We start from the raw sequence: 17,890 nt of genomic DNA on the forward strand, positions 1-17,890 counted from the left end.
GGAGGCGAACAGCGCGGCGAGCCGGCGGTCGGAGTCCGCCTGGGCCGCGAGGTCGTACGCGCCGCCGGTCACCAGCAGCTCGTCCGCCCCGGTCCGGGCGACCAGCTGCTCCAGGCCCGCCCGGACCTCCGGGGCCGTGCCGTGCACCGAGGCCGCCAGGGACTCCTCCACCAGGCGCCGCTCCCGGTCCGGGAGCACCTCCGGGTCCGCCGGTCCCGCCGGTTCCAGGGGCGGGAACTCACCCCGCGTCCGGGAGGCAGCCAGCGCTCGGGCCTCGGGCAGGAGCAGCCGCCGCGCGGCCTCCCGGGTGCCCGCCACCGCGACGTTCGCCGAGACCACCACGTGCGGTTCCGGCCACCACGACGACGGGCGGAACCGCTCGCGGTAGCGCTCCAGCACCGCGGCGGCGCCCTCGGGGCCCGGCCGGAACAGGGCGGGACCGCCGAGCACCACGGCGAGCCCGGCCCGCGCCGCGACGTCCACCCCGGCGCCGGTGGCCAGCACGAAGACCGGCGTCGCGGCGTGGTCGCGCGGGCGGGCGGTCACGGGGGCGGTGCCGGAGAGGTGGGCGAGCAGCTCGGCGAGGTCGTCCCCGAAGCGGTCCGCGGCCTCCTTGCCCGTGCGCAGGGCGTCCCGGACCGCGCCGGTGAACCCGAGCGAGCGGCCCACCCCGAGGTCGATCCGGCCGGGGTGCAGGGCCTGGAGGGTGGCGGCCTGCTCGGCGACCACGAGCGGCTGGTGGTTGGGCAGCATGATCCCGCCCGAGCCGATCCTGATGCGGCGGGTGCGGGCCGCGGCCGCGGCCATCAGCACCGCCGGTGCGGAGCCCGCGATGCCGGGCACCCCGTGGTGCTCGGCCACCCAGAACCGGTGGTAGCCCAGCTCCTCCGCCCGCTGCGCCCGGTCCAGGACGCGGGCGAGCGCCTCGGCCTCCGTGGACCCGCGCCGGGTGGCGGCGCGGTCGAGCAGGGACAGGGCGATGTCGGAGAGGGGCATGTCCGGCTCAACCGCCGCGGCGGAGGAGGCATTCCGGGACCGCCGCGGCTCAGCCGGTCCGGCCCACGGCCTCCTCGGCGGCGACCCAGCCGAGCATCGCGCACTTGACCCGGGCCGCGAACCGGGACACCCCGGCGAAGGCGGCGGCGTCGCCCAGCAGCTCCTCGTCGGGCTCCATGGTGCCGCGCGAGCGCAGCAGCTCCCGGAACGCCCCGATCAGCCCGAGCAGCTCGGACCGCGTCAGGCCCGGGGCGGTCTCGGCCAGCACGGAGGCCGCGGCCATGGAGATCGAGCAGCCCTCGCCCTCCCAGCTGATCCGCTGCACCACCGGCTCCGCGTCCTCCGCGCCCGGGGGCGCCGGTGCCAGTTCGGCCCGCACGGTGATCTCGTCGCCGCACGTGGGGTTGTACTGGTGCGACTCGGCCACGGCGTGGCCGGGGGCCGGTGCGGCCAGGCCCTTCCCGGAGCGCCGCTTGGCGTGGTCCAGGATCACCTCCTGATACAGCCCGTCCAGCGCGCTCATCGTCGTCTCCTCGGTCGGTCCGGTGCGGTGCGCCCGGGGTCGGTACGCCCGGGGTCGGTGCTCACGGTGTGGGTGCGCGCGGTGCGGATGCGCACGGGATCAGCCTGCCACGCCGAAGTAGGCCCGCACCCCGGCCAGCTCGTCCAGGAACCGGTCCACGTCCTCGGTGGTGGTGTAGAGGTAGCCGCTGGCCCGGGTGGTCGCGGTCAGGCCCAAGGCCCGGTGCAGCGGCTGGGCGCAGTGGTGGCCCACCCGCACGGCCACCCCCGCGACGTCGAGGACCTGCCCCACGTCGTGGGCGTGCACCCCGGCCACGTCCACCGCGGCCAGCCCCACCCGGTCCGCCCCCGGGGGCGGACCGATCAGCCGGACCCCCTCCAGCTGCGCCAGCCCGGCGGCCAGCCGCTGCCCCAGCTCCCGCTCGTGGGCGGCGACCCGGCCCATCCCCACGCCCTGCAGGTAGCGCACGGCCGCGGCCAGGCCCACGGCCTGGGCGATCCGCTGCGTGCCGGCCTCGAAGCGGGTCGGTGCCGGCAGATAGGAGGCGGAGTCCATCGTGACCCGGGTGATCATCGACCCGCCGGTGAGGAACGGCGGCATCGCGTCCAGCAGCTCCGCCCGCCCCCACAGCGCCCCGATGCCGGTGGGCCCGAGCATCTTGTGCCCGGAGAACACCGCGAAGTCCACTCCCAGGGCGGGCAGGTCCACCGGCAGGTGCGGGACCGACTGGCAGGCGTCCAGCACGCTCAGCGCCCCGGCCTCCCGGGCCAGGCCCACGAGGTCGGCGACGTCGGTGACGGCGCCGGTGACGTTGGAGACGTGGCTGAAGGCCACCACCCGGGTCCGCTCCCCGATCACCTGCCGGGCGGCCTCGTGGTCGAGCAGCCCGGACCCGTCGACCGGGATCCAGCGCAGGCTCGCCCCGGTGCGGGCGGCCAGCTCCTGCCACGGGATGAGGTTGGCGTGGTGCTCGGCCTCGGTGGTCACGATCTCGTCCCCCGGCCCGAGCCGGAAGCGGGCGGCGGCCTCGCCGCCGCGCCCGGCGGCGGCGTTGGAGAAGGAGTAGGCGAGCAGGTTGATCGCCTCGGTGGCGTTGGAGGTCCACACCAGTTCCCGCTCGGTGGCCCCCACGAACCCGGCCACGACCCGGCGGGCCTCCTCGTAGGCGTCGGTGGCCTCCACCGCCAGGGCGTGCGCGCCGCGGTGCACCGCCGCATTGCGGTGCAGGTAGAACTCCCGCTCGGCGTCCAGCACGGCCAGCGGCTTCTGCGAGGTGGCCCCGGAGTCCAGGTAGCTCCCCGGGTCCCCCGCCAGCAGCGGGAAGTCCTCCCGGATGGCGCGCACCTCGGCGTCGGTCAGCGGCTGCACGTCGTTTCCGTCCATGGTCCGACACTCTACGGCCCGGGCCGGCGGCGGTCGCGGGCCCGACCGGCCGCTAGGGTCGGCGGGGCCGGAGATAGGTGCGGCCGCTGGCGTCCTTCTCCACCACGTACTCCTGCTGCAGGTCCTGGTACCACTGCCGGGTCTGCTCGCTGGGCTGGTCCTGGCCCCGCAGGTCCCGGCGGCTGCGCGCGGCAGGTCCGTAGAAGCGCATGGCGAGGTCGTCGAAGCGGCGGAACAGGCTGCGCCGGGGCGGGCCCGGCTCGTCGTCGGGGGTCTGCTGGTCCGTCATGGTGTCCTTCTCGGGGATTCGGTCCGCGGTGCCGGCAGGTCACCGGCGGGATCGGCAGGTCCGCTCGCCGTCGAACGGCCCCACCGGCGACGACGGGCGGCCGCGGCGGGGCCGCGCACCGGGACGGGAGCAGGACCGTGCGGGGCTGCGGAGCACAGGACCATGATCGCTCCCCCGGCCACCGGGGGCAAAGGCGGTGCCCGGCCGGGACGGGAACCGGCGGCCTCCGGGCGGCCGGCGCGGGGTCCGCGCCGGGACCACCGCGGGGTGCCGATGACCGCCCCGTCGGCGGCTGCCCCCCTCCCGCGGGCCGCCGGGCGGGACTACGCTGGGCGGAACTGGTCGAGAGGTGCAGGATGGACGACCGGACGATCGCCAGGACCCAGGCCCGGATGATCCGCGCCGCGATCAGCGACGCCGGGCTGGATGTGCGGGAGCTGTGGGGGGAGTACCGCCGCAGCGGCGGGGAGGTCGACGAGCTGGAGGTCGACGCCTACCTGCACCATGCCCTGCACCTGGTGCCCCGGCACCGGGACAGCCTCGCGCGGGTCACCAACCGCATGGTGCCCGGCGCCCGGGTGCCCTGCTCCCGGGACCTGCGCCCGATCGACGGCATGTCCGAGACGTGACCGGGCCACGGCGGGGCGCCGCCGGTCCGATGCCGTGACGGATGGCGTGACGGCTATCGTGACGGCATGGCCCCACACCACACTGGACGGACGCTGACTGCCGGACTGGTCGGATACGGCATGGCCGGTCGGCAGTTCCACACGCCGCTGCTGCGGGAGGCCGGCTGCCGGGTCACCGACGTCGTCACGACCGACCCCGGCCGTCGCGCCGAGGCCGACGCCGACTGGCCCGGGGTGTCGGTGCACCCGGACCTCACCGCGCTGCTGGAGGCCTCCCGCCCGGACGTGCTGGTCGTCGCCTCGCCGACGGGCCGGCACGTCGAGCACGCGCTGGCCGGTCTGGACGCCGGGATCCCCGTGGTCGTCGACAAGCCGCTGGCCCTCGACCACGCCGGCGCCGCCGCCGTCGCCGCGCGGGCCGAGACCACCGGGACGCCGCTGACCGTCTTCCAGAACCGCCGCTGGGACGCCGAGCAGCTGACCCTCGCCCGGGTGCTGGCCGAGGGCCAGCTCGGGGACGTGCACCGGTTCGAGCGCCGCTGGGAGCGCTGGCGCCCGGTGCCCAAGAACCGGTGGCGGGAGAACGCGGTCGGTGCGGGCGGCGGGCTGCTGCTCGATCTGGGCCCGCACCTCGTGGACGCCGCGATGCAGCTCTTCGGTCCCGTGACCGGGGTCCGGGCCGAACTGCGCGCCCTGACCACGCCCACGGAGGACGACGTCTTCCTGGCCCTGGACCACGCCTCGGGCACGATCAGCCACCTGTGGGCCGCGAGCCTGGTGGGCGCCCCGGGGCCGCGGACCCGGGTGCTCGGCTCGGCGGGCGCCTTCCTGGTGCCCGGCCACGAGGACAGCCCCGGGCCCTTCGACGTCCTGGACCCCGGGGCCGGGACGACCGGCTGGCTGGTCCGCGGCACCGAGCGCACCCCCGTGCCCACCGCCACCGGCGGGCCCGCCGACTTCTACCGGGACGTGGCCCGGTGGATCCTCGACGGCGGCCCGCCCCGGTGGACCTCGCCGACGCCGTCGCCACGGCCGCGGTGCTCGACGCCGCCCGCCGCAGCGCCGCCACGGGCTCCCGGGAGGCCCCCGCGACCTCCGGCCGGGTGGACGGCCGGTGAGGGACGGCCGGTGAGGGACGGCCGGGAGACGCGGTGCGGGCCGGTCAGACCGCCCCGCCGGCCGCCTCCGGGGTGCCGGAGCCGTGGCCGCCGCCGTGCCCGTGGCCGCCGTCCCCGACGTGCTCGCGCGCCAGGTAGTTCTCGATGTCGAAGAGATTGTCCGCCCGGGCGGCGATGTTCACCAGCGTGGTCATCGACGCCACCTCCTCCACCTGCTCCTGGAGGAACCAGAGCATGAACTGTTCCCCCAGGGGGTCCCCCTCGGCCCGGGCGGCAGCGAACAGCGCCTTGATCTGCTCGGTCACCTCCTGCTCCTGGGACAGCGCCAGGGCCAGGGGCTCGCGCACATCGGTGAAGTCGTTGCGCACCTCCCCGACCCCGGGGACGGCCAGGGGCAGGTTCCGGTCCAGGATGTACTGGACGATCATCATGGCGTGGTTGCGCTCCTCCAGCGACTGCCGGTAGAAGTGCCGGGCCAGCTGGGGCAGGTCCTGGCCGTCGAACCAGACGGCCACGGCGACGTACTGATGGGAGGCGGCGAACTCGTGGCCGACCTGACGGGTCAGCAGCTGGGTGAAGGACTCGGGTGCCATCGGACGCTCCTGGGGTCTCGGCGGCCCGGGCGGAGATCGACGCCGCGCGCCGGCCCGCGCAGGCGTCGCCGACCGGGGCCGGGGCTGTGCGCGTGACGGCCGGACGGCACCGGAGGGCCACGGCGCGGCACCCCGGTGAGGATGCCGATTCTAGTCCTCCGGCACCATCCGGCGGCAGGGCGGGCGGGGCTCCGGCGCGACCGTCCCGGCCGCCTCGCCGCGAGCCCCGGCAGGGGGTCCGCACCAGGTGGTGAGCGCCTCCTCGAGCCCGGACCGGGTCCCCTCCCCCACCCAGGCCACATGGCCGTCCGGCCGGATCAGCACGGCCGTGGGCGCCGGGACGGTGCCGAGCGCCGGCAGCTCCAAGGGGCCGGCGCACTCGGCGTGCACCCGTCGGACGCGGTCCGCCCAGGGGCGGACGTCGACGCCGTCCGGCGCCTGCCCGGCGAGCTCGAGCAGCACCGGCCGGGCCTCGTGCAGGAGGCCGAACACCCTCAGGGGCCCGTCCGCCGTGCGGAGGTCGAGGTCCGGCATGCGCCGCCCGAGCAGCGGGTGCCCCGGCCCGAGGTCGTAGCGGATGTCCAGCCCGGACATCATCGCGGCGAACCGGCGGCGCGGTTCCTCCATGCCCAGCAGCTCGGCGACGGTCCCGCCCACGGCCCGGAGGCGCTCGTCGGGCCGGCGGAGGGCGACCTGGGCCATCGTGTGGCGCAGCACGCGGGCGGCGACGGGGTGCCGCTCGGCGTGGTAGGTGTCCAGGAGGTGCTCCGGCGAAGTCCGCCGGAGCACCTGGGCCAGCTTCCAGCCAGGTTCACCGCGTCCTGCACACCGGTGTTGAGGCCCTGGCCGCCGTCCGGGGCGTGGACGTGGGCGGCGTCGCCCGCCAGCAGGACCCGCCCCTCCCGGTAGGACGCCGCCTGCCGGGTGGTGTCGGTGAACCTGGTCAGCCAGGTGGGGCTGTGCACCCCGTAGTCGGTCCCGTACACCGCCACGAGCGCGTCGCGGAGCTCGCGCAGGGTGGGCTCGCGGCCGGGCCCGACGTGGCGCTCGGTCACCATGATCCCCACCTGCCCTCCCTCCGTCCGGCGGAAGGCGTGCTTGCCGAGGGCGTCCTGGTGGATGCCCCACTCCGGCTCCTCGTCCGTCTCGGCCTCCGCGAGCAGACTGCTGGTCGTGGCGTCCCAGCCCGGGAAGGCGATGCCGGCGGTCTTGCGGACCCGGCTGCGCCCGCCGTCGCACCCGACGACGTACTGGCCCCGCCACCGCCGGCCGTCGGACAGGTCGACGTCGACCCCGGCGCCGTCCTGGACGGCGCCCGTCACGTCGTGGCCGTAGTGGACCGGCACCCCCAGCTCGCCGGCCCGGTCGGCGAGAAGGCGCTCGATGTGGTTCTGCCACAGCGCGAGCCCGTAGGGATGGCGGGTGGGGAAGTCGCTGATGTCCAGGGGCACGCCGGCGTACCCCGCGACCTGGGCGGTCGCTCCCCGGGACAGGAACCGGTCGGCGAGCCCCCGCTGGTCGAGCACCTCGATGGTGCGCGCGTGCAGCCCGCCGGCGCGCGCGCCGACGAGGTCCTGGCCGGGACGCCGTTCCAGGACGGCGACGTCGACCTCCGCCAGCGCCAGCTCGCCCGCCAGCATCAGGCCCGTCGGCCCCGCGCCGACGATCACCACCGCGTGCTCGTGCATCCGCTCCCCCTCGGTCCGCCGGCACCGGGTCCGCCCCGGTCCCGGTCTGTGATTCTGCGACGCCGCGGGGGGCTTGCCGCAAGCCCCCCGCGGCGTCGTACGGTGGAGGTGAGGGGAGGCCCTTCCCGCCGGTGCGCGCGCCACGGCCCCGCGCTGCGCAGCCCCCGGCACGTGTCCCGGCCGGTCCCGCGCCCTCCCCCGGCCGTCCCGGCCGATCACCCGGGGCACACCGCCGCCCATGTCTCCGCGGGACCGGTCACGGGCCCGGGTGCGCCCGTCCCGCGGTGAGCCACTGCTCGAAGGTCTGCTCGCCGTGCTGGGACCCGGGCCGGGCCAGCAGGGTGCCGTCGCGCAGCGCGCGGCCGAACCGGCCGGGGACCGGAAGCTCCAGGACCCGGCCGCGGACGCCGGTGGCGGCGGCCCACCGCCGGCTCAGTTCGGCCATCCGCTCCTCGCGCGGACCGGCGAGGTCCGGCACCCGGCCGGCCGGACCGGCCTCGGCGAGCGCCACCAGCCGTGCGGCGACCTCCCGCGCCGCGATCGGCTGGGAGCGCATGGCCGGCACGAGCGCGACCGGGCCCAGCCGCATCCGCTCGTGGACCTGCCCGGCGAACTCGTGGAACTGGGTGGCCCGCAGCAGGGTCCACGGCACCTCGCCGGCCTGCACCAGGCGCTCCTGCGCCGCCTTGCCCGCGTAGTAGCCGTACGGGGCGTCGTCGAGGCCCACGATCGACAGCACCAGGTGGTGCCCCACACCTGCCGCCCGTTCGGCGGCGAGGAGGTGCCGGGTCACCTCGGTGAAGAACCGGGTCGCGCTGCGGCCGCTGGTGGCGCGGATGGAGGTCACGTCGACGACGGCCTGCACCCCGGCCAGGTCCAGGCCCGCCCCGGTGCTCAGGTCCACCCCCTGCGACCTGGCCAGCACGACGACCTCGTGCCCGCGCCCGCGGGCGGCCTCCACCACGTGACGGCCCACGACCCCGGTGCCCCCGGCCACGGCGATCCTCATGACGCCCCTCCTCGCGCTCGTTCCCCTCGTGCTCGTCGTCATCCTCGTCCACGCCCGCGGTGCCCACGGCATTCGACGGAACATGTCGCGCCGGGATGTCGAGATCCTGCGCGCGGCTCCGTCCTGGGGGTGAGCACGGCCACAATGGGCCGTACCGCACAGAGGAGCTCACGATGGCCAAGTACCTGTTGCTCAAGCACTACCGGGGCGCTCCGGCGCCGGTCAACGACGTGCCGATGGACCGGTGGACGCCGGAGGAGATCGCGGCGCACGTGCAGTACATGAACGACTTCGCCGCTCGGCTGGAGAGCACCGGCGAGTTCGTCGACGCGCAGGCGCTGTCCCCCGACGGCATGTTCGTCCGCTACGGCGGCGAGGGCCGGCCGCCGGTCACCGACGGCCCGTTCGCGGAGACCAAGGACCTGATCGCCGGGTGGATGGTGATCGACGTCGAGAACCGGGAACGGGCGGTGGAGCTGGCCGGTGAGCTGTCCGCGGCCCCGGGGGCGGGCGGGAAGCCGATCCACGAGTGGCTCGAGGTGCGCCCGTTCCTGGGCGCGCCCCCGACCGTCACGGAGTGACGCGCGGTGGACGAGGACCTGCTGCGGGCCCTCACCCCCACCGTGACGGGCGTCCTCGTCCGCCGTGGAGCCGACTTCGCGGCGGCCGAGGACGCCGTGCAGGACGCCCTGGTCGAGGCGGTGCGCGTGTGGCCGCGCGATCCGCCGCGGGATCCGCAGGGCTGGCTGGTCACCGTGGCCTGGCGCAAGTTCCTCGACGCCGTCCGCGCAGACACCGCGCGGCGGCGGCGCGAGGAGCGTGCCGAGGCGGATCCCCCGCCCGGCACGGGCGGGGCGGTCGACGACACGCTCCAGCTGTACTTCCTGTGCGCGCACCCCTCCCTGACCCCGGCCTCGGCCGTCGCGCTCACGCTGCGCGCGGTCGGCGGCCTGAGCACCCGGCAGATCGCCCGGGCCTACCTGGTGCCCGAGGCGACCATGGCCCAGCGGATCAGCCGGGCCAAGCGGACCGTCTCGGGTGTGCGGTTCGACCAGCCCGGCGACCTCGCCACGGTGCTGCGCGTGCTGTACCTGGTCTTCAACGAGGGCTACTCCGGTGACGTCGACCTCGCCGCCGAGGCGATCCGGCTCACCCGCCGGCTCCGGGCCGGGACCGAGCACGAGGAGGTGGCGGGACTGCTCGCGCTCATGCTGCTCCACCACGCGCGCCGCCCGGCGCGGACCCGCCCCGACGGCAGCCTCGTGCCCCTGGCCGAGCAGGACCGCCGCCGGTGGGACGCCCTCCTGATCGCCGAGGGCGTCGAGGTCCTCCAGGCGGCCCTCGCCCGGGACCGGCTGGGCGAGTTCCAGGCCCAGGCCGCCGTCGCCGCGCTGCATGCCGACGCCCGCACGCCCGAGGAGACCGACTGGGTGCAGATCGTCGAGTGGTACGACGAGCTGCTGCGCCTCACCGACAGCCCCGTGGCCCGCCTCAACCGGGCCGTGGCGGTCGGCGAGGCCCGGGGCCCGCGGGCCGGGCTGGACGCCTGGCGGGACTCGACCCCGGGCTGCCCCGCCGCACCGCCGCGGCGGCCTATCTGCACGAGCGTGCCGGTGACACGGGGAGCGCAGCACGGCTCTACGCCGACGCCGCCCGGCTGGCGTCCAGCCTCCCCGAACGCGACCACCTGACGCGGCAGGCCGCACGGCTCCACGCGCAGCTGCGCGGCTGAGCGGTCCGTCCGCACCGGCGCGGAGGCTCCGGATCGCGGGACCGAGCTCCTGGACTCCGGGACACGGACTCCGCCGGATCCGCCGCTCCTGGCGCCCCGCTGATCCGGTCAGGATGCGGGCAGCGGGACCACGGTGCGGTACTTGCCGCCGGGGCCCTGCTGCGGAGCCTCGGCCGTCCGCTGCACGGTGACGTGGGCCAGCCCCAGATCGCCGAGCAGGCCGGTGATCCCGCTCAGCACGGCCGTCCAGACCTGCTCCGGGTCCGCCCCCGCGGCGGGATGCAGCCGCACCCGCAGACCGGTGGGGCCGGTCTGGACGACCTGGAACAGCTCCACCCCGGGGACGCGGTCGACGACGGTGCCCAGCGCCAGCGGAGGGACCGTCACCCGGCCAGGGCCGTCGGCAGGAAAGGTGAGGACGTCCGAGGCCCTCCCCTGCACGTGCAGCGCCGGGGCCGGGTTCCCGCAGGCGCACGGCTCGGGCTTGACCAGCACGCGGTCGCCCACGTCGTAGCGGATGATCGGCAGGACCCGGTTGGCCAGGTTCGTCAGGAGCACCGTGTGCGAGACCGTCCCGGACGGGACGGGGCGGTGCTCGGCGTCCACCGGCTCGAGGATCACCCAGTCCCCGATCAGGTGCAGCCAGCCCTGCGCGCAGCCGGAGGCGGCGTAGCCGGACTCGGTGCAGCCGTAGACCTCCCGCACGGGCGCGGCGAAGGCCCGCTCGAGCCGGATGCGCTCCTCCGGGGGCAGGCCCTCGGCGGTGCTGAGCACGAGCACCGGTCGCAGTCGCAGCCGCCCGGCCCGCTGCTCGGAGGCCAGCAGCCGCAGCACGCTGGCGTAGGCCCCGAACAGCAGCGGGTCGAAGGCGTTGAGCTCGGCCACCAGCTCGGGCAGCGGCCGGTGGACCGGGAGGATCCGCAGCCGGCGGCGGCGCCGTGGCCGCTCCCGCAGCTCCCGGGTACTGGTGGCCACGGCCAGGAAGTGCCCGCCGGTGGCCACGACCGCGGCGAATCGTCCCCCGCGGAGCACCAGGCGCACCACCTCCCGGGCCGGCAGCCAGTCCGCGCTCAGCCGGGCCATCAGCCCCGAGGCCACCGCCCGGTACCGGTCGTCGAGCACGAAGACGCCCCGGGTGCCGGTGGTGCCGGCGGTGGTGGCCACCAGGTACTTCCCGGCGAACCGCTCCCCGATCCGGGCGGGGTCCGCCACGAACTCCTCGACCGCCGCGCGCGTCACCTCCGGATCCGTGACCACCTCGTCGAAGGCAGCCATCAGCGCCCGCTTGTCCGTCACCGGCAGCGCGGTGACGTCCTCGATCCGCTCCGGCAGCCCGTGGTAGAGCCGCCGGTAGTACGGGGAGTTCGTCCGCGCGAAGACCACCAGCTCCGCCAGCCGCTCCTGCTGTCGGCTCCGGACCGCCTCCGGGCCCTTCCGGTGGGTCCGGCGTGCGTCCCACCACACCCCGACCGCCCGGCCGCCCCGGTCACCGGTGACGCGTTCCCCTCGTGGCCCCATGGAACGACTCTAGGAACCCCGCGCCGGGGGCGACAGAGCCTCCGCGCAGGTGACTGAATCGGTCCTCGGCCCCGGGCGCGGGCCGTGCACCCGGGCGGAGTCGCGCGGAGGGGTGCGGTCCGGGTCCCGGCGATCAGGTCAGGCCCATGCCCCCGTCGGTGGTGATGACCTGCCCGGCGACCCACACGCCCTGGTCGGTGGCCAGCCACCCGATCAGCCGCGCCGGATCCGCCGGGCGCCCCCAGCGGCCGAACGGGGTGGCTTCGCGCCACGCGTCGATCTCCTCCAGGGGCCGGTCGGTGCTGCCCGGGTCGAGGTAGCCGGTGTTGACGGGCCCCGGGTTGACGGTGTTCAGCACGATGCCGAGCTCCAGCAGCTCCGCGGCCACCGTGGGGGTCGCCCCGGCCAGGGCGGCCTTGCTGACGGCGTAGGCGACCTCGCCGCGCATCGGCCCCTCGCCCTGGCCCGAGGTCATCCAGAACACCCGTCCCGCGGTCCGTTCGTCGACCGGTCCGCCGCCCCGGCGACGGTCCCCGGGGCGGGCCGGTGCGTCCCGCGCGGTCGTGGTGGTGCGGTGGTGGGCGGAGCGACGGTGGGCGAGGTGACGGTGGGCGAAGTGGCGGGTGAGCAGCAGCGTGGAGCGGGTGTTGGTGTCCCAGAACGCGTCCAGGATCCCGGCGGTCATGTCCAGGACGGACCCGTCCCCTCCGCTGCGGGCGTGGTTGCAGACCAGGATGTCCAGCCGGCCGGTCAAGGCCCACGCCTGCTCCACGAGCTGCTCCACGGCGTCCGCGTCGCGCAGGTCCGCGGAGGCGTCGCCGGCCGTCGCCCCCTCGACCAGGGCCTCCCGGACGCCGGCGCGGACCGCGTCCAGGTCGTCCCCGCCCCAGGGCTGGTCCGCGTCGTGCGGGCCGTAGTGGTGGAAGAACACGCTCGCTCCCAGGGAGGCGAGCTCGACGGCCACCGCGTAGCCGATGCCGCGGCGGCGGGAGACCCCGGTGACGAGGGCGGTCCTGCCCTGCAGGGGGCGTCCGGGCGTCGGGTGGGGCATTGGTGGTGCTCCTGACGTGCTGGGGGATGCGGCGGTCACGGGGCAGGCGCTCACCCGGTCCTCATGCGGGGAACCTACCAGGTGGTCCCTGCCGTGCCTGGACCGCGGCGCACGGTCGTCGTCACGGGATGGTCGGCACGGGATGGTCGGCACGGAGATGGCTGCACGAGGTCGTCGGCACGAGGTCCGCCGGGCCGCGGGCAGGACCGGCGTCAGCGCTGCCGGGCGAGGCCGAGGTCGCCGAGGACGCGGGCGAGGAGGGCGCGCTGCGCGTCGTCCAGTCCGCGGAGGGGCAGCGGCAGGCACGCGCCGGGCACCAGTCCCTCCTGCTCGGCGATCGCGGCCACGACCCGCAGGCTCCCGTGCTCGGCGAACAGCCGCCACAGCGGTGCCAGCCGCTCGGACTCGGCCGCGGCCTCGGCGGCTCGTTCCTCCCGTGCGGCCCGGGTGATGCTCAGCGCCGGGACCGGCAGCGTCCCGGCGAGGACCGAGTACCAGGCATCGCAGCCGGCGACCAGGCCGGTGGCTGCCGTGGCGTCCCCGGAGACCCCGATGCGCACGTGCTCGGGGACGACCTCGCGGATCGCGCGCACCCGCGCCCGTGCGGCCTGGGGGTCGGCGGGCACACCGGGGATCTTGATCGAGGCGATCCGGGGCAGTTCCGCGACGCGCCCGTGGAGCTCGGTGCTGAGGGTGACATGGGTGGTGTCCGGGTTGTCGTAGACGATCACCGGCACCGAGGAGTGGGCGGTGACGGTGTCGAAGAGCCCGACCACGTCGTCGTCGGTCAGGGGCTGGTAGCTCATCGGCGCCAGCAGCACCGCGGAGGCCCCGGCCTGCTGGGCGTGCTCGAGGTGGGTGAGGACCTGGGAGGTGCGCAGCGCTCCGATGCCGACGAACACCGGGACGGTCCCCGCGTGCTCGACCGCCAGCCGGGCGACCCGGCGGCGCTCCTCGGTGCTCAGGTAGGCGTAGGAGCCGGTGGAGCCCAGCACGGTGATGGAGTCGACCCGGGCCGCCGCCAGCCGCTGCACCAGGCCGGTGAAAGCGGGCTCGTCCACGGCGTCGTCCGCCAGCGGGGTGAGGGGGAAGGCGCTCAAGCCGGTGAACATCGTGGTTTCTCCTGTGCTGGTCGGTGTGCCGGTCGGCGGGCCGGTCGGCGTGCCGGGTGACGTGGTCCTGGACTGTCCGGCCGACGCAGTCCGGCACGCGGGAGGGCGCGGCCGGTGGCATGCCGGGACGGGGCGGCGGCGCCACCAGTGCGCAGTGCACCGGCGGGCGCGGCAGCGGCGAGGGACGGGGGTGCCCTACCTGATGGGGTCGAGGGCGGGCAGGTCGGCGGTGGGCCCGGAGGTCCGCGGGCGGCGCCGGCCACCGCGCTGGGCGGCCGCGCCGGCGAGGACGACGAGCAGGATGCCGGCGGTCTGCACGCCGGAGGGATGCTGGTGGAGCACGAGCAGCCCCAGGAGCACGCCGAAGGCCGGCTCGACGGCCATCAGGGTGCCGAAGGCTGTGGGCGTCATCCGGCGCAGCGCGAGCATCTCCAGGGCGAACGGCAGGACGGGGAGCAGCAGGGCGAGCCCGGCCGCGGCGGCGAGCACGCCGGGGGTGAGGTGCCCGGCGGCCTGCGGGACGCCGAGGACCGCTGCTGTCACCGCGGCGACGGGCACGGTCATCGACAGCGCGCCGATGCCGGTGAAGCGGTCACCGATCCGCTGGGTGAGGAGGATGTAGAACCCCCACCCGACGGCGGCCAGCCCGGCGAACCCGATGCCGGCGAGGTCGATCCGGCCGTGCCACGGCTCGGTCAGCAGCACCACCCCGGACAGTGCCAGGGCGGGCCAGGCGAGGGCCCGGAGGCTGTGGGAGCGCACGGCGGCCACGGTCAGCGGGCCGAGGAACTCGATCGCCACGGCGGTGCCCAGCGGGATGCGCTCGATCGCGGCGAGGAAGCCGGTGGTCATCACCCCGGTGGTGAGGCCCAGGCCCAGCAGCGCCGGCACGTCGGACCGGCGCACGGACCGCAGCGGCGGGCGGGCCAGGAGCAGGAAGATCAGCGCTCCCGCGCTGAGCCGCAGCCAGGCGGTCCCGGCCGGGCCGACCATGCCGATCAGGTCCACGGACAGGGCCGAGCCCAGCTGGATCGAGAGCATCGCGGCCACGGCCAGCCCCCACGGAGGCACGGCGGTGGTGGGAGCGGTGGATGGGACGGGAGCAGTCATGGCCGGTCCCACCGGGATCCCCGGCGACCGGGGGCGGGTGCCCCGGAGTGGTGGGTCATGTCAGTCTCCTTGCGCGGACGTCGGGCCGGCGGTGAGCAGGCGGTGGGTGATCTGCACCTCGGGGCCGAGCCGGGCCAGGCGGGTGGCCAGGTCCTCGACCGCGGCGTGCAGGGCCGCGTCGGTCAGCGGCGCCAGCGCGTCCAGGACGAACAGGGCGGTGGTGGTGTCCTCGGTCAGACCGGTGCGGCGTCCCTGGCGCCAGTTCCAGCGCCGGCAGGTCACGCCGGCGTCGTCGCACCACACCACCTCTCCGGGCTGGGGGTGCTCGGTCACCGGTGCGCCGGCCGCGACCGTGTCGAACGGCTCGGCACCGGTGGCGCGGGCCAGGCGCGGAGCGCCGCGGTAGCGGGCGAGGTCCTCCCCGCCGAGCGGGATCTGGTGCAGCACCGAGACCGCGTTGTAGAGGTCCGTGAGCCGGTTGACCCGCGGCAGCCGGTGGAGGCCCGGCGCAGCAGGGCCTCCAGGCTGTTGCGGGTGCGCTGCGGTTTCGCCCCGAACGCCCGGTAGGCCTCCCGCCAGGCGGCCACGTGCGGCAGCTGCTCCACCGGCCGGCCGTCCAGCGCCCGGCGGGCGGCGGCCTCGGCCTCCTGCAGCAGCGCCTCACCGGTCTCGTCGCTCGGACCCGGGACGATCCCGTCGACGGCCAGCAGCGCGGCCCGGTAGTCCGGTCGCAGCGCGAACACCTCCGCCTCGACCCGGGCCTCGTCGAGCAGCCGTTCCAGTGTGCTCGGCTCAGTCATGAGAACCCTCCTGGCGGTGTCCCGAGCCCACGCCCGGTTCGAAGACGGTCAGGGAGAAGCGCGCCGGCCCGGCCCCGGGGTTGGCGTAGGCATGGGCCACGTCGCCGGGAAAGGTGAGCGCGTCGCCGGTGTCGAGGGTGACGGACCGGCCGGCGATCTCGACGGTGAGCGTGCCCTGCTGGACCTGTAGGAGCTCCTCGGTGCCCGGGGCATGGGCCTCACTCGCGTGCCGGTCGCCGGGGCCCAGGGTCCAGTCCCACAGCTCCACCACGTCCGGGGGCGCGGTGCCGGCCACCAGGACCCCCCGGCCGCCGGAGTTCCCGGTCCACAGGACCGCGCCCTCCCCGTGCCGGGTGACCTTCACCGGCCTGGGCTGCGGCGGCTCCACCAGCGCCGGCAGCCCGATGCCGAGGGCGTCGCTGATCCGCAGCAGGGTGCCCACGCTGGGGTTGGCCGCGCCCTGCTCCACGTTGACCACCATCCGGCGGCTGACCCCGGCGGCCTCGGCCAGCTGGTCCAGCGTCCAGTGCCGGTGCTGCCGCTCCTGTCTCACGCGGGTGCCGATGGCCGTCGCCAAGGTCGTCGTGCTCTCGTCCATCAGTGCACCATAATGCACTGACAGTGCATTATAGAAATTCCCGGTCCTCGCCCGGGTGCTGCCCTCGTTCCTCCGCTCTGCTATAGCTGGAAGCCCGGCAGGACCGGAGGAATCACCACCAGATCGAACAGCAGGACGAACAGCAGACCGAACAGCAGACCGAGCAGAAGCAGGTGCGACATCACCGTCACGATCACCGCAGCCGGCGCCGGAGGCGTCGGCCCCGCCCCGGCCCCCGGACCGGCCGGCGCGCGCACGAGCACGGGGACGGCGCTCGTGCCGGCGCCCCGTCCGCGCCGACGATGAGTCCGGACGGGACGCCCGGCGGGCGTCGCCGGCCTCTCCGGCTCGTCCTGAGCCTGCTGCTGCTGGGGTCGCTCGCGGGCGCGCTGGTGCTGGTCGGGCCGAACCTGCTGAGCGGTCTGCGCGCGGGCGACGACTGGGCGCGCTGGGGCCCGGAGTGCACGGTCGAGACCGCGGACGGGGAGGTGGAGCTCACCCGTGAGGAGGCGAAGCGGGCCACGACGGCGGTGGCGCTCGCCGCCCGCGGGCGGGCCGTGGACACCGCCGGGCTCGACGAGACGGTGCTGCAGCGGCTGGCCGACGGGCCGCCCGAGGACGCCGGCGCGAGCCTGGCCTGCCGGGGCCCGGCCGACGGCGGGCTGCCCGAGCAGCAGCTGACCGGGACCGGTCTGACGCCCCGCGCCGAGCGGCTGCGCGCGGCGATGACCGAGGTGTTCGGCGAGCAGAGCCTGGGCGGGTTCGCCCCGGGCGGCGTGGATCGGGGGCACGGCGAGGAGTCGACGCACTACGACGGGCGCGCCGTCGACGTCTTCTTCCGGCCGGTGACCGAGGAGAACCGGCGGGCGGGGTGGGTGCTGGCCCACTGGCTGGTCGCGCACGCCGAGGACCTGGACGTCCAGTACGTCATCTTCGACGACCGGTTCTGGAGCGCGCACAGCGCCCGCGGGCGCTGGCAGGACTACGACGCCCCCGAGCCCGCCAACGAGATCCTGCGCCACCTGGACCACGTGCACGTGGACGTGCTGCGGGGCGGCGCCGGCTGAGCGGCCCGCTGCGGCCCACGGGGCGGCCCACGGGGCGGCGACGAGGAGCCGGTGTGCCCTGGTGCGGTCGACCGGCCGAGCGCGCCCTACCGGGACGGGACAGGAGGTGCCGGCACCGGTGACCCAGGGTGTCCGGCAGCGAAGATGCGGCAGTGCCGGCCCTCGGCCAGCACCTCGTCGACGAGTTCCAGTCCCGCCTTCTCGAGCACCCGTTGTGAGGCCAGGTTCTCCGCGAACGTCTCGGCCCACACCGGCAGACCACAGTCCTGGGCGATGCCGACGAGCTCGGTGGCCACCTCGGTCGCCAGCCCACGCCCCCACATCTCCGGTCGCAGCGCGTAGCCGATCCACAGCTGCCAACCCCCTTCCCCGGGCGCCGGCTGGAGGCGCAGCATCGCATCTCCCACGCAGCGGCCGTCGACCACGATCGCCACGCCGCGCACGACCCGCCCGGACCCCGGGTCGCGTCCCGCCGGACGGGCGTCGATGCGGTCCCGGACCTCCTCACGCGACAAGGGGGCATGGCCCAGGTGCTCGGTGACGTGCGGATCGCCCCGGTAGGCGAGCATCGCCTCGAGGTCGGAGGCGCGCACCGGGCGCAACAGGCACCGGTCCGTGCGCCGGGGCCACGCGCCGGCGATCGGGTCAGGCGGACCGGTCATGGCCCCGGCCGC

The 17,890-nt window shown here is 76.0% G+C and carries 20 protein-coding genes and 3 pseudogenes; 6 read left to right on the plus strand and 17 right to left on the minus strand.

All coding sequences use genetic code 11. The annotated features are described in order from the left end of the window. The 4 genes from BJF77_RS00310 to BJF77_RS00325 form a co-directional block, all read right to left on the minus strand. Nucleotides 1-996: MsnO8 family LLM class oxidoreductase (locus BJF77_RS00310; protein WP_075870954.1), on the minus strand; the 996-nt coding region annotated here is incomplete at its 3' end. Nucleotides 997-1,045: 49 nt separating this feature from the next. Then, nucleotides 1,046-1,519 carry a Fe-S cluster assembly sulfur transfer protein SufU gene (gene sufU, locus BJF77_RS00315; RefSeq protein WP_075870955.1) on the minus strand — a complete coding sequence of 158 codons (474 nt, stop codon included), beginning with the start codon at nt 1,517-1,519 and terminating at the stop codon, nt 1,046-1,048. A gap of 99 nt (nt 1,520-1,618) precedes the next feature. Further along, the gene (locus BJF77_RS00320) at nt 1,619-2,902 is read right to left on the minus strand and encodes an aminotransferase class V-fold PLP-dependent enzyme (protein WP_075870956.1); all 1,284 of its coding nucleotides are present in this window, start codon (nt 2,900-2,902) and stop codon (nt 1,619-1,621) included. A gap of 52 nt (nt 2,903-2,954) precedes the next feature. Next, nucleotides 2,955-3,191 carry a hypothetical protein gene (locus BJF77_RS00325; protein WP_047804634.1) on the minus strand — a complete coding sequence of 79 codons (237 nt, stop codon included), beginning with the start codon at nt 3,189-3,191 and terminating at the stop codon, nt 2,955-2,957. Nucleotides 3,192-3,547: 356 nt separating this feature from the next. On the opposite strand from BJF77_RS00325, the gene BJF77_RS00330 reads away from it, so the two are divergent. Then, the gene (locus tag BJF77_RS00330) at nt 3,548-3,820 is read left to right on the plus strand and encodes a hypothetical protein (RefSeq protein WP_075870957.1); all 273 of its coding nucleotides are present in this window, start codon (nt 3,548-3,550) and stop codon (nt 3,818-3,820) included. Nucleotides 3,821-3,940: 120 nt separating this feature from the next. After that, a pseudogene (locus tag BJF77_RS22415) lies at nt 3,941-4,615 on the plus strand (Gfo/Idh/MocA family protein); the annotation flags it as partial. A gap of 367 nt (nt 4,616-4,982) precedes the next feature. Here BJF77_RS22415 and BJF77_RS00340 read toward each other — a convergent pair. The 4 genes and pseudogenes from BJF77_RS00340 to BJF77_RS00350 form a co-directional block, all read right to left on the minus strand. Beyond that, on the minus strand, nt 4,983-5,531 hold the full coding sequence (locus tag BJF77_RS00340) for a ferritin (RefSeq protein WP_047804636.1): 549 nt from the start codon (nt 5,529-5,531) through the stop codon (nt 4,983-4,985). A gap of 150 nt (nt 5,532-5,681) precedes the next feature. Continuing rightward, complete coding sequence (locus tag BJF77_RS21200; RefSeq protein ID WP_255396064.1) at nt 5,682-6,188, minus strand: hypothetical protein; 507 nt, start codon at nt 6,186-6,188, stop codon at nt 5,682-5,684. A gap of 108 nt (nt 6,189-6,296) precedes the next feature. After that, nucleotides 6,297-7,459, minus strand: a pseudogene (locus BJF77_RS21205) (FAD-dependent monooxygenase); the annotation flags it as partial. A gap of 16 nt (nt 7,460-7,475) precedes the next feature. Continuing rightward, the gene (locus tag BJF77_RS00350; RefSeq protein ID WP_075870959.1) at nt 7,476-8,228 is read right to left on the minus strand and encodes an SDR family oxidoreductase; all 753 of its coding nucleotides are present in this window, start codon (nt 8,226-8,228) and stop codon (nt 7,476-7,478) included. On the opposite strand from BJF77_RS00350, the gene BJF77_RS21210 reads away from it, so the two are divergent. The 3 genes and pseudogenes from BJF77_RS21210 to BJF77_RS00360 all read left to right on the plus strand — a co-directional run bounded on the left by BJF77_RS21210 (nt 8,227) and on the right by BJF77_RS00360 (nt 9,960). Next, nucleotides 8,227-8,361 carry a hypothetical protein gene (locus tag BJF77_RS21210; RefSeq protein WP_255396057.1) on the plus strand — a complete coding sequence of 45 codons (135 nt, stop codon included), beginning with the start codon at nt 8,227-8,229 and terminating at the stop codon, nt 8,359-8,361. The genes BJF77_RS00350 and BJF77_RS21210 overlap by 2 nt on opposite strands. 40 nt (nt 8,362-8,401) lie before the next feature. Further along, the gene (locus BJF77_RS00355; protein WP_075870960.1) at nt 8,402-8,809 is read left to right on the plus strand and encodes a YciI family protein; all 408 of its coding nucleotides are present in this window, start codon (nt 8,402-8,404) and stop codon (nt 8,807-8,809) included. 6 nt (nt 8,810-8,815) lie between these two features. Beyond that, nucleotides 8,816-9,960 (plus strand): annotated as a pseudogene (locus tag BJF77_RS00360) (RNA polymerase sigma factor). Between the two features lie 108 nt (nt 9,961-10,068). On the opposite strand, the gene BJF77_RS00365 reads toward BJF77_RS00360, so the two are convergent. The 8 genes from BJF77_RS00365 to BJF77_RS00395 all read right to left on the minus strand — a co-directional run bounded on the left by BJF77_RS00365 (nt 10,069) and on the right by BJF77_RS00395 (nt 16,412). After that, a complete protein-coding gene (locus tag BJF77_RS00365) occupies nt 10,069-11,478 on the minus strand; it encodes a CoF synthetase (protein WP_083664896.1) in 1,410 nt (469 codons plus the stop codon). A 133-nt stretch (nt 11,479-11,611) separates the two neighbouring features. Beyond that, entirely contained in the window at nt 11,612-12,529 is a 918-nt protein-coding gene (locus tag BJF77_RS00370; RefSeq protein WP_075870961.1) for an SDR family oxidoreductase, read from the minus strand. Between the two features lie 212 nt (nt 12,530-12,741). Further along, a complete protein-coding gene (locus BJF77_RS00375) occupies nt 12,742-13,641 on the minus strand; it encodes a dihydrodipicolinate synthase family protein (protein ID WP_075870962.1) in 900 nt (299 codons plus the stop codon). Between the two features lie 195 nt (nt 13,642-13,836). Further along, on the minus strand, nt 13,837-14,751 hold the full coding sequence (locus BJF77_RS00380; RefSeq protein WP_075870963.1) for a DMT family transporter: 915 nt from the start codon (nt 14,749-14,751) through the stop codon (nt 13,837-13,839). A gap of 60 nt (nt 14,752-14,811) precedes the next feature. Next, on the minus strand, nt 14,812-15,198 hold the full coding sequence (locus tag BJF77_RS22420) for a B3/4 domain-containing protein (protein WP_369821335.1): 387 nt from the start codon (nt 15,196-15,198) through the stop codon (nt 14,812-14,814). Further along, on the minus strand, nt 15,081-15,551 hold the full coding sequence (locus tag BJF77_RS22425; RefSeq protein WP_369821336.1) for a hypothetical protein: 471 nt from the start codon (nt 15,549-15,551) through the stop codon (nt 15,081-15,083). The genes BJF77_RS22420 and BJF77_RS22425 overlap by 118 nt, the downstream gene beginning before the upstream one ends. Beyond that, nucleotides 15,544-16,149: a helix-turn-helix domain-containing protein gene (locus BJF77_RS00390; RefSeq protein ID WP_075870964.1), complete on the minus strand. Its 606-nt coding sequence runs from the start codon at nt 16,147-16,149 to the stop codon at nt 15,544-15,546. Before BJF77_RS00390 ends, BJF77_RS22425 begins: the two co-directional genes overlap by 8 nt. Nucleotides 16,150-16,229: 80 nt before the next feature. Then, nucleotides 16,230-16,412 (minus strand): hypothetical protein, encoded by a 183-nt coding sequence (locus tag BJF77_RS00395; protein WP_075870965.1) that lies wholly within the window; start codon nt 16,410-16,412, stop codon nt 16,230-16,232. Nucleotides 16,413-16,451: 39 nt separating this feature from the next. Between BJF77_RS00395 and BJF77_RS00400 the strand changes: the two genes are divergently transcribed. Further along, nucleotides 16,452-17,216, plus strand: coding sequence for a hypothetical protein (locus BJF77_RS00400; protein WP_075870966.1), 765 nt, complete (start codon nt 16,452-16,454; stop codon nt 17,214-17,216). 86 nt (nt 17,217-17,302) lie between these two features. Here the strand turns inward: BJF77_RS00400 and BJF77_RS00405 are convergent, their stop codons facing one another. Continuing rightward, complete coding sequence (locus tag BJF77_RS00405; RefSeq protein ID WP_075870967.1) at nt 17,303-17,878, minus strand: GNAT family N-acetyltransferase; 576 nt, start codon at nt 17,876-17,878, stop codon at nt 17,303-17,305. Between the last annotated feature and the right edge of the window lie 12 nt (nt 17,879-17,890).

The organism is Kocuria sp. CNJ-770 (genome assembly GCF_001942375.1).
Classification (GTDB): Bacteria; Actinomycetota; Actinomycetes; order Actinomycetales; family Micrococcaceae; genus Kocuria; species Kocuria oceani.

Excerpts from the sequence above, each read along its gene's own strand:
- BJF77_RS00320 (WP_075870956.1), bottom strand. The coding sequence starts at position 2,902 with ATGGACGGAAACGACGTGCAGCCGCTGACCGACGCCGAGGTGCGCGCC.
- BJF77_RS22425 (WP_369821336.1), bottom strand. The coding sequence starts at position 15,551 with ATGACTGAGCCGAGCACACTGGAACGGCTGCTCGACGAGGCCCGGGTC.
- BJF77_RS00355 (WP_075870960.1), top strand. The coding sequence starts at position 8,402 with ATGGCCAAGTACCTGTTGCTCAAGCACTACCGGGGCGCTCCGGCGCCG.
- BJF77_RS00380 (WP_075870963.1), bottom strand. The coding sequence starts at position 14,751 with ATGACTGCTCCCGTCCCATCCACCGCTCCCACCACCGCCGTGCCTCCG.
- BJF77_RS21210 (WP_255396057.1), top strand. The coding sequence starts at position 8,227 with ATGACGCCCCTCCTCGCGCTCGTTCCCCTCGTGCTCGTCGTCATCCTC.
- BJF77_RS00365 (WP_083664896.1), bottom strand. The coding sequence starts at position 11,478 with ATGGGGCCACGAGGGGAACGCGTCACCGGTGACCGGGGCGGCCGGGCG.
- BJF77_RS00390 (WP_075870964.1), bottom strand. The coding sequence starts at position 16,149 with ATGGACGAGAGCACGACGACCTTGGCGACGGCCATCGGCACCCGCGTG.
- BJF77_RS00325 (WP_047804634.1), bottom strand. The coding sequence starts at position 3,191 with ATGACGGACCAGCAGACCCCCGACGACGAGCCGGGCCCGCCCCGGCGC.
- sufU (WP_075870955.1), bottom strand. The coding sequence starts at position 1,519 with ATGAGCGCGCTGGACGGGCTGTATCAGGAGGTGATCCTGGACCACGCC.
- BJF77_RS00375 (WP_075870962.1), bottom strand. The coding sequence starts at position 13,641 with ATGTTCACCGGCTTGAGCGCCTTCCCCCTCACCCCGCTGGCGGACGAC.
- BJF77_RS00350 (WP_075870959.1), bottom strand. The coding sequence starts at position 8,228 with ATGAGGATCGCCGTGGCCGGGGGCACCGGGGTCGTGGGCCGTCACGTG.
- BJF77_RS00340 (WP_047804636.1), bottom strand. The coding sequence starts at position 5,531 with ATGGCACCCGAGTCCTTCACCCAGCTGCTGACCCGTCAGGTCGGCCAC.
- BJF77_RS00330 (WP_075870957.1), top strand. The coding sequence starts at position 3,548 with ATGGACGACCGGACGATCGCCAGGACCCAGGCCCGGATGATCCGCGCC.
- BJF77_RS00400 (WP_075870966.1), top strand. The coding sequence starts at position 16,452 with ATGAGTCCGGACGGGACGCCCGGCGGGCGTCGCCGGCCTCTCCGGCTC.
- BJF77_RS00370 (WP_075870961.1), bottom strand. The coding sequence starts at position 12,529 with ATGCCCCACCCGACGCCCGGACGCCCCCTGCAGGGCAGGACCGCCCTC.
- BJF77_RS00405 (WP_075870967.1), bottom strand. The coding sequence starts at position 17,878 with ATGACCGGTCCGCCTGACCCGATCGCCGGCGCGTGGCCCCGGCGCACG.